Origin of the sequence: Micromonospora sp. RHAY321 (assembly GCF_023896955.1) — a bacterium.
Lineage (GTDB): Bacteria > Actinomycetota > Actinomycetes > Mycobacteriales > Micromonosporaceae > Micromonospora.
Window position 1 is genome coordinate 584,193 of record NZ_JAMHIW010000002.1, and the last position, 9,275, is coordinate 593,467.

Below are 9,275 nucleotides of genomic sequence, written 5' to 3' on the forward strand. Positions count from 1 at the left end.
CCCACCCGGCGTGCAGCGTATTGCCAGGAATCGGTGGTGCACTGGTGGGAGCGTCGAGGAGAGGGGTGGGGCATGGGCTGGTTCAGTCGACGGGCACGGGGCACCGAGGCGACCCCGACGAAGCTGGACCGGGAGGCGACCCGGGACGACCTCGCGGCGCTGGAGGCGTTCATCGCCAGCCGGCAGGGGGTGGAGTTCTACCTGGAGCCGGAGACCACCGCCACGGACACGACGGTGGTGGCGATCGCCCACGACGGCGAGTGGATCCGCCGCCGGACCGGTACTCCGCGCGCGGCGGGCGCCATCGCCCGCAAGCACGCGGTGCCGCTGTACGAGGCGGCCCGCACCGGCTACCCGGAGCGGATGCGGGTGTGGAACCGGGCGCACCCGGAGCGCCACGCGCGCTGAGCGTCGCCCGTCACACTTTCCGCGCTCGTCGGCGGGCGTCACGATCAACACGTGGCTCGCCTCCGGTCTGTCTGGCCCGCCAAAGTGCCACCCGGCCGACGAGGTGACCCAACCGTGGGCGATGACGGCGGTCGACCTCGCGGATAGATGGCGTCCGCTGGTGCGGTCGCCTCGCCGGGCCCGGTCGAACGGAGGGTCACCCGCCGTCTGGCCAGGCAGTCCCGGTGCCCGCCCGTCCTTTGCTCTGCTTCAGCGGACGCAACAGTGCGGGCGTTTTTCGTTGCGTGGGTTGAAGCAGAGCAAAGGACGAGGACATCGACCCGGAGGTCCGCCCGCCGGCGTCCTCGGCGCCCACAAATCAGCAGATCTCGATCGCCGCCACCCGCCGGTGCGGGGGGCGGGGTGCCGTTGACCGGCGGCGGACGGGTGTGGCAGCATTCGCGGCCTGACGGCAGTGAAGGAAGTCGGTGTGATTCCGACGCGGTCCCGCCACTGTCACCGGGGAGTGATCCCCCCTCGTGCGTCACGGCCGTGTGTCTGCGGTTGGAAGGCCGGGGGAGAGCGTCGATCCGGAAGCCAGGATACTTCGGCCGTCGGGACGTACCCCAGGGCGTGGACACCCGAGGAGGACCCGATGACGCATGGCGTCTCTTTCACCGACGAGCACGGTCATGACCCGCACGGCGGGCGCTCCGCCGTGCCCGCACCCGGCCGCGCCAGCGTGCGCCAGGCCGGCCGTGCGCACGGTCGCGCCGGTCACCGGCACCGCTGAGTCGCGCACACGGCGATGACCGGCTCCCGACGCCCACGTCGGTGACCCGCTCGCCGGGCCGTCGTACCGGCTGACGCCGCACCCACCCCCGCTTCGTCCAGGTCGCCCCCGTGGCGGCCGGGGCGTCACTCTCCGGAGCCTTCCGTGCGCATCCTGCTGCTCTCCACCGCCGACACCGACCTGCTGGCCGCCCGGGCCAGCGGCGCCGACTACCGGCCGGCCAACCCCGCGCGGGTCGCCGCCGACGAGGTGCCCGCCCTGCTCGACGGGGTCGACCTCGCCGTCGTACGCCTGCTCGGGGGTCGGCAGGCGTGGCCGGACGGCCTCGCCGCGGTGCTCGCGAGCGGCCTGCCGACGGTCGTCCTCGGCGGCGAGGCGGTGCCCGACGCGGAGTTGATGGCCGTCTCCTCCGTGCCGTCCGGAGTGGCCACCCAGGCGCTGGCGTACCTGGTCGAGGGCGGCCCGGACAACCTGGGCCAGTTGGCCCGGTTCCTTTCCGACACGGTGCTGCTCACCGGCGAGGGCTTCGCCCCGCCCGCGCCCACCCCGGCGTACGGGGTGCACGGCGACCACCCGGTCGACCCGGACCGGCCCACCGTGGGGATCGTCTTCTACCGGGCGCACGCGCTGGCCGGCAACACCGGCTTCGTCGACGTGCTGGCCGACGCGGTACGGGCGGCCGGCGGCAACCCGCTGCCCATCTTCTGTGGCTCGCTGCGCGGGCTGACCGCCGGTGCCGGCCCGCTCGGCCTCTTCGCCCGCTGCGACGCGCTGCTGGTCACCGTGCTCGCGGCCGGCGGCGCGGTCGCCGCGAACGCCTCCGGTGGCGGCGACGAGGACGCCTGGGACGTCGGCGCCCTGGCCGCCCTGGACGTGCCGGTCATCCAGGCGCTCTGCCTGACCAGCACCCGCGAGCAGTGGGCCGGCAGCGACGCCGGACTGTCCCCCCTGGACGCGGCGATGCAGGTGGCCATCCCCGAGTTCGACGGCCGGATCGTCACCGTGCCGTTCTCGTTCAAGCGGATCGACGCCGACGGGCTCTCGGTCTACGCCGCCGACGCCGAGCGGGCCGCCCGGGTGGCCGCCATCGCGGTGCGCCACGCCCGGCTGCGCTACGTGCCGAACGCCGACAAGCGGATCGCCGTGGTGCTCAGCTCGTACCCCACCAAGCACTCGCGGGTCGGCAACGCCGTCGGGCTGGACACCCCGGTGTCGGCGGTCCGGTTGCTCGCGGCGCTCTCCGACGCCGGCTACCACCTCGGCGACGCACCGCTTCCCGACGACGGCGACGCACTCATCCACGCGCTGATCGCCGCCGGCGGGCACGACGTGGAGTGGCTCACCCCGGAGCAGTTGGCCGCCGCCGAGGCCCGGGTGCCCGGGCAGACGTACCGGCGCTGGTTCGAGGGCATCCCGGCCGAGCTGCGGGAGCGGATGCGGGAACACTGGGGTGAGCCTCCCGGCGAGCTGTACACCGACGGCGGCGACATCGTGCTCGCCGGGCTGCGCTTCGGCAACGTGGTGCTGCTGATCCAGCCGCCGCGCGGCTTCGGGGAGAACCCGATCGCCATCTACCACGACCCGGACCTGCCGCCCAGCCACCACTACCTGGCGGCGTACCGCTGGCTGGCCGCGCCGGTCGCCGACGGAGGCTTCGGCGCGGACGCCGTCGTGCACCTGGGCAAGCACGGCACCCTGGAATGGTTGCCCGGCAAGGGCCTGGGCCTCGCCGCCGACTGCGCGCCGGACGCGGTCCTCGGCGACCTGCCGCTGGTGTACCCGTTCATCGTCAACGACCCCGGCGAGGGCACCCAGGCCAAGCGGCGGGCGCACGCCGTCGTGATCGACCACCTGGTGCCGCCGATGGCCCGCGCCGAGACCTACGGCGACCTGGCCAAGCTGGAGCAACTGCTCGACGAGTACGCCACCGTGCAGGCGCTCGACCCGGCCAAGGTGCCGACCGTGCGCGCGCAGATCTGGGACCTGGTACGCGCCGCCGAGCTGCACCACGACCTGCACGCCGAGGCCATGCCGGACGCCGACGACTTCGACGACTTCGTGCTGCACCTCGACGGCTACCTCTGCGAGGTCAAGGACGTGCAGATCCGCGACGGGCTGCACATCCTCGCCGCCGCGCCGACCGGCGAACCCCGGGTCAACCTGGTGCTCGCCGTGCTGCGCGCCCCGCAGATCTGGGGCGGCGCCCGCGCCCTGCCCGGACTGCGACAGGCGCTCGCCGCCGCGTACGCCCTCGACGAGCAGGAACTGCTCGCGTCGCCGGGACAGCGGCTGGCGCTGCCGGCGGCGCTGACCGACGTCGTGGACGGGCCGGCCGCCACCGCCGCCGACGCCGTCGACCTGATCGAGGCACTCGCCCGGCGGCTGGTCATCGGGATGGAAACCCTCGGCTGGACCGTCGGGGCCGCCGACGCGGTCGTCGAGGAGGTGACCGGCCGAGCCATCCCGGAGGCCGCCGCCGTGCTGCGCTTCGCCGCCACCGAACTGGTGCCCCGGCTGGACCGGACCACCGACGAGCTGACCAACACCCTCGGCGCCCTCGACGGCCGGTTCGTGCCGCCCGGCCCGTCCGGTTCGCCCACCCGGGGTCTGGTCAACGTGCTGCCCACCGGCCGCAACTTCTACTCCGTCGACCCGAAGGCCATTCCCAGCCGCAACGCCTGGGACGTCGGGGTGGCCCTGGCCGACTCGCTGCTGGCCCGGCACCTCGCCGACACCGGGGCGTACCCCCGCTCGGTCGGGCTGACCGTGTGGGGCACCAGCGCGATGCGGACCCAGGGCGACGACATCGCCGAGGTGCTCGCGCTGCTGGGTTGCCGGCCGGTCTGGGACGACCGGTCGCGGCGGGTCACCGGCATCGAGGTGGTGCCGACGGCCGAGTTGGGTCGACCCCGCGTCGACGTCACCGTGCGCATCTCCGGCTTCTTCCGCGACGCCTTCCCGCACGTGGTGGCGCTGCTCGACGACGCCGTCCGGCGGGTCGCCGCCCTGGACGAGCCGGACGCCGAGAACTACGTCCGGGCGCACGTCACCGCCGACCTCGCCGAGCACGGCGACGAGCGGCGGGCCACCGCCCGGATCTTCGGCTCCAAGCCGGGGGCGTACGGCGCCGGGCTGCTGCCACTGATCGACGCCCGGACCTGGCGCAGCGACGCCGACCTGGCCGAGGTGTACGCCGTCTGGGGCGGCTACGCGTACGGCCGTGGCCTCGACGGGCGGGAGGCGCGCGCGGACATGGAGCGCTCGTTCGCCCGGATCGCGGTCGCGGTGAAGAACCAGGACACCCGCGAGCACGACATCGTCGACTCCGACGACTACTTCCAGTACCACGGCGGGATGGTGGCGATGGTCCGCCACCTCACCGGTACGTCGCCGCAGGCGTACGTGGGTGACTCGGCGATGCCGCACGACGTGCGTACCCGCACCCTGGGCGAGGAGACCCGGCGGGTGTTCCGGGCCCGGGTGGTGAATCCGAAGTGGATCGCCGCGATGCGCCGGCACGGCTACAAGGGCGCGTTCGAGCTGGCGGCCACCGTGGACTACCTGTTTGGCTACGACGCCACCGCCGGGGTCGTCGACGACTGGATGTACGAGCACCTGGCCGCCGCGTACCTCTTCGACGAGACCACCCGGGAGTTCCTGGAGCGGTCCAACCCGTGGGCGCTGCGCGGCATCACCGAGCGGCTGCTCGAGGCCGCCGACCGGGGGCTGTGGGTCAAACCCGAGCCGGCCACCCTCGACCGTCTCCGCGACACGTACCTGGCCAGTGAGGGTGACCTGGAGGAGCGCGCATGACCACCTACCCGTTCAGCGCCGTGCTCGGCATGGCCGACATGCGGCTGGCCCTGCTGCTCAACGCGGTCTCCCCGGCGATCGGCGGGGTGCTGGTGCGCGGCGAGAAGGGCACCGCCAAGTCGACCGCGGTACGCGCCCTGGCCGCGCTGCTGCCTCCCGTACCCCGGGTCGTGGGTTGTCGGTTCGGTTGTGACCCGGCCGAGCCCGACCCGGCCTGTCCGGACGGCCCGCACCCGGCCGACGCCTCGGCCGAGACCCGCCCGGCTCGCCTGGTGGAGCTGCCGGTCGGCGCCGCCGAGGACCGGGTGGTCGGTTCCCTCGACCTGGAGAAGGCCCTCGGCGAGGGGGTGCGCGCCTTCGAACCGGGCCTGCTGGCCGCCGCGCACCGGGGCGTGCTCTACGTCGACGAGGTCAACCTGCTGCACGACCACCTGGTCGACCTGCTGCTGGACGCGGCGGCGATGGGCCGCAGCCACGTCGAGCGGGAGGGCGTCTCGGTCAGCCACGCGGCCCGGTTCCTGCTGGTCGGCACCATGAACCCGGAGGAGGGTGAGCTGCGCCCGCAGTTGCTCGACCGGTTCGGGCTCACCGTCGAGGTCGGTGCCAGCCGCGACCCCGCGATCCGGGTCGAGGTGGTCCGCCGCCGGCTCGCCGCCGACGCCGACCCGGCCGGCTTCGCCGCCCGCTGGGCCGACGCCGACGCCGAGATCGCCGGCCAGGTGGCCGCCGCCCGCGACCGGCTTCCCGGGGTACGCCTGCCCGACGCCAGCCTGCGCCAGATCGCCGAGGTGTGCGCGGCGTTCGACGTGGACGGGATGCGCGCCGACATCGTCACGGCCCGCACCGCGCTGGCGCACGCCGCCTGGCACGGCCGGGACCGGGTCACCATCGACGACGTCCGGGTGGCCGCGCGGCTGGCCCTGCCGCACCGCCGCCGCCGCGACCCGTTCGACACGCCGGGCCTGGACGAGAAGCGCCTCGACGAGGCGTTGCAGCGGGCCCAGGACGCGCACCCCGACGACGACCCGGACGACGGCGGCCCCACCGATCGTGGCCCGGACGACGGCGGCCCGACCGATCGTGGCCCGGACGGCGGCGGTCCACGGGACACCGGCGGCCCGGGCGGCGGTGAGGGACGCGACACGGACGAGAGCGGCCCCGACGGGAGCGGCGCGGAGGGCGACCGGGATCGGACCGACCCCGGATCAGGTCGGGCCGGGCGGTCGGCCGTCGGCGACACGGGTCCGCAGGGACAGGCCGATCCGGACGGTGGGTGGCCGCAGCGCGGGGGCGACGACGACGGCTGGGGCAGACCCGATCAGGACGGCGGCCCGCGCGGCGACGGAGGCGACGGCATGGACAGCGGGCCGGCCGACGGCTACCCGAGTCGCGGCGGGGCGCACGCCACGGCGGGCGGTCAGCCGGTGGCCGTACCCCGGGGTGGGTTGACGGCCCGCCTGCTCACCGCCCCCGGCGTGGGTGACGGGGTGCCCGGCCGGCGCTCGCGTGCCCGCACCGGGCGGGGCCGCACCACCGGGTCCCGGGTGCCGGCGGGCCGGGTGGGTGCGCTGCACCTGCCCGCGACGGTCCGCGCCGCCGCCCCGCACCAGGCGGCCCGGGGCCGGCTGACCGGCCCGCTGCGGTTGCGCCCGGACGACGTACGCGAGGCCGTCCGCGAGGGCCGTGAGGGCAACCTGGTGCTGTTCGTGGTGGACGCGAGCGGCTCGATGGGTGCCCGGCAGCGGATGACCACCGTCAAGGACGCGGTGCTGGCCCTGCTCACGGACGCGTACCAGCGGCGGGACAAGGTCGCGGTGATCGCCTTCCGGGGCGCTGGCGCGCGGACGCTGCTGCCGGCGACCTCGTCGGTGCTGGCCGCGTCGACCCGGCTGGCCGAGCTGCCCACCGGTGGGCGTACGCCCCTGGCCGAGGGGCTGCTCGCCGCCGCCGACCTGCTGCGGGTGGAGCGCCTCCGTGACCCGAAGCGCCGCCCCCTGGTCCTCATCGTCACCGACGGCCGAGCCACCGCCGGCACCCGCCCGCTCGACCGGGCGGCCGGAGCCGCGGCGGTCCTGGCGGCGACGGGCGCTCCCTGCGTCGTCGTCGACTGCGAAACGGGACCCGTCCGCCTGAACCTGGCCCGCCGCCTGGCAACCCAACTGGGCGCCCCCCACACCCTCCTGGCCGCCCTGGCCCACCCCCAGCCCCGCGATCTTGCACTTTCTGTCGCGGCATAACGGACGAAGCGCGCATATGACAGACAGAGACTGCAAGATCGCGGGAGTGCCCGCGGGATGGGGGACGTGCTGATGCCGCAGGGGAAGCCGAGCGTTGTGCCCGTCGACGGGTTGACCACCCGGCAGCGCCGCCACCGGCCGTTGTTGATGGTCCACACGGGACAGATGAAGGGGAAGTCCACGGCCGCCTTCGGGTTGGCGCTGCGGGCGTGGACCGCCGGGCTGCCGGTCGGGGTGTTCCAGTTCGTCAAGAGCGCCAAGTGGCGGGTGGGCGAGGAGAACGCCTTCCGGGCGCTTGGCGAGGTGCACGAGCGCACCGGCCAGGGCGCACCGGTGGCCTGGCACAAGATGGGCGAGGGCTGGTCCTGGATCCAGCGCGGCGCCGACGCCGACCACGCCGCCGACGCCCTGGAGGGCTGGCGGCAGATCCAGCGGGACCTGGCCGCCGAGCGCTACGGGCTGTACGTGCTGGACGAGTTCACCTACCCGATGAAGTGGGGCTGGGTGGACGTCGACGAGGTGGTGGCCACGCTGGCCGACCGTCCCGGTTTCCAGCACGTGGTGATCACCGGCCGGGACGCCGACCCGAGGCTGGTGGCCGCCGCCGACCTGGTGGCCGAGCTGACCAAGGTCAAGCACCCGATGGACGCCGGCCAGAAGGGCCAGAAGGGCATCGAGTGGTGAGCGACGTCGAGCCGTGGGCGCTGCCCCGGGTGGTGGTCGCCGCACCGGCCAGCGGTCACGGCAAGACCACCGTGGCCACCGGTCTGCTCGCCGCGCTGCGCCGCCGGGGCCTGACGGTCAGCCCGCACAAGGTCGGGCCGGACTACATCGACCCCGGCTACCACGCCCTCGCCGCCGGCCGGCCCGGCCGCAACCTCGACCCGTTCCTGGTCGGCGCGCAGCGGATCGCCCCGCTGCTGCGCCACGGCGCCACCGTCCCGACGCCCGCCGACGTGGCCGTGGTGGAGGGCGTGATGGGTCTGCACGACGGCGCCGTCGGTCGCCGCGACTACGCCTCCACCGCGCACGTGGCCCGGCTGATCGGGGCACCTGTGCTGCTGGTGCTGGACACCACCGCGCAGGGCCGCTCGGCCGCCGCGCTGACGCTGGGCATGGCCGCCTTCGACCCGGCCGTACGGATCGGCGGGGTGATCCTCAACCGGGTCGGCTCGCCCCGGCACGAGACGCTGCTGCGCGACGCGCTGGCCGAGGTGGGCGTACCGGTGCTCGGTGCGGTCACCCGGGCCGCCGAGGTGGCCGCACCGGCGCGGCACCTGGGACTGGTCCCGGTCGCCGAGCGGGCGCCCGAGTCCCTGGCGATCGTGACGGCCCTGGCCGAGCTGGTCGAGTCCACCGTGGACCTCGACGCCGTGCTCGACCTGGCCCGGACCGCCCCGCCGCTGACCGCCCCGGCGTGGAACCCCGTTGCCGCCGTCGACGGACCGGTCGGCGCGGAGCGGCCACGCGTCGCGCTCGCCGGTGGTCCGGCCTTCACCTTCTCGTACGCGGAGACCGCCGAGCTGCTCACCGCGTCCGGCGCGGACGTCGTCACCGTCGATCCGCTGCGCGATCCGGCGCTGCCCGCCGGCACCCGCGCGGTGGTCGTCGGCGGCGGCTTCCCCGAGGCGTACGCGGAGGCGCTGGCCGGCAACACCGCGCTCCGCGCCGAGCTGGCCGCCTTCGACGGGCCGATCGTGGCCGAGTGCGCCGGGCTGCTCTACCTCGGGCGGACCCTGGACGGGGTGCCCATGTGCGGCCGGCTGGACCTGACCGCCCGGATGACCGGCCGGCTCACCCTCGGCTACCGGGAGGCGGTGGCCGTCACCGACTCCCCGGTGAACCGGGCCGGCGAGCCGGTACGCGGCCACGAGTTCCACCGCACCACCACCGACCCGGGGCACGGCGACCGGCCGGCGTGGCGTTGGGACGGCGCGGAGCACGGCTTCGTCGCCGGCCGGGTGCACGCCTCCTACCTGCACACCCACTGGGCCGGGCACCCCGGTGCCGCCCGCCGACTGGTGGAGGCGTGCCGATGAGCGCCG

General features: G+C 75.2%; 5 protein-coding genes and 1 riboswitch. All 5 genes read left to right on the forward strand.

Translation table 11 applies throughout. The annotated features are described in order from the left end of the window. Positions 1-72 precede the first annotated feature (72 nt). The 5 genes from M8C17_RS07035 (at position 73) to M8C17_RS07055 (ending at position 9,269) form a co-directional block, all read left to right on the forward strand. Positions 73-408 carry a hypothetical protein gene (locus M8C17_RS07035; protein ID WP_252415575.1) on the forward strand — a complete coding sequence of 112 codons (336 nt, stop codon included), beginning with the start codon at positions 73-75 and terminating at the stop codon, positions 406-408. Positions 409-865: 457 nt separating this feature from the next. After that, positions 866-995, forward strand: a riboswitch (cobalamin riboswitch). A 329-nt stretch (positions 996-1,324) separates the two neighbouring features. Beyond that, positions 1,325-4,993: a cobaltochelatase subunit CobN gene (gene cobN, locus M8C17_RS07040; protein WP_252415576.1), complete on the forward strand. Its 3,669-nt coding sequence runs from the start codon at positions 1,325-1,327 to the stop codon at positions 4,991-4,993. Further along, complete coding sequence (locus tag M8C17_RS07045; protein ID WP_308209374.1) at positions 4,990-7,230, forward strand: magnesium chelatase subunit D family protein; 2,241 nt, start codon at positions 4,990-4,992, stop codon at positions 7,228-7,230. Before cobN ends, M8C17_RS07045 begins: the two co-directional genes overlap by 4 nt. A 72-nt stretch (positions 7,231-7,302) precedes the next feature. Further along, a complete protein-coding gene (gene cobO, locus M8C17_RS07050; protein ID WP_252415754.1) occupies positions 7,303-7,914 on the forward strand; it encodes a cob(I)yrinic acid a,c-diamide adenosyltransferase in 612 nt (203 codons plus the stop codon). After that, a complete protein-coding gene (locus M8C17_RS07055) occupies positions 7,911-9,269 on the forward strand; it encodes a cobyrinate a,c-diamide synthase (protein WP_374557449.1) in 1,359 nt (452 codons plus the stop codon). Before cobO ends, M8C17_RS07055 begins: the two co-directional genes overlap by 4 nt. The last annotated feature ends 6 nt before the right edge of the window (positions 9,270-9,275 follow it).

Bases quoted from the DNA above. Each gene is read 5' to 3' on its own strand.
- cobO (WP_252415754.1), top strand. From the start codon at position 7,303: ATGCCGCAGGGGAAGCCGAGCGTTGTGCCCGTCGACGGGTTGACCACC.
- M8C17_RS07035 (WP_252415575.1), top strand. From the start codon at position 73: ATGGGCTGGTTCAGTCGACGGGCACGGGGCACCGAGGCGACCCCGACG.
- M8C17_RS07045 (WP_308209374.1), top strand. From the start codon at position 4,990: ATGACCACCTACCCGTTCAGCGCCGTGCTCGGCATGGCCGACATGCGG.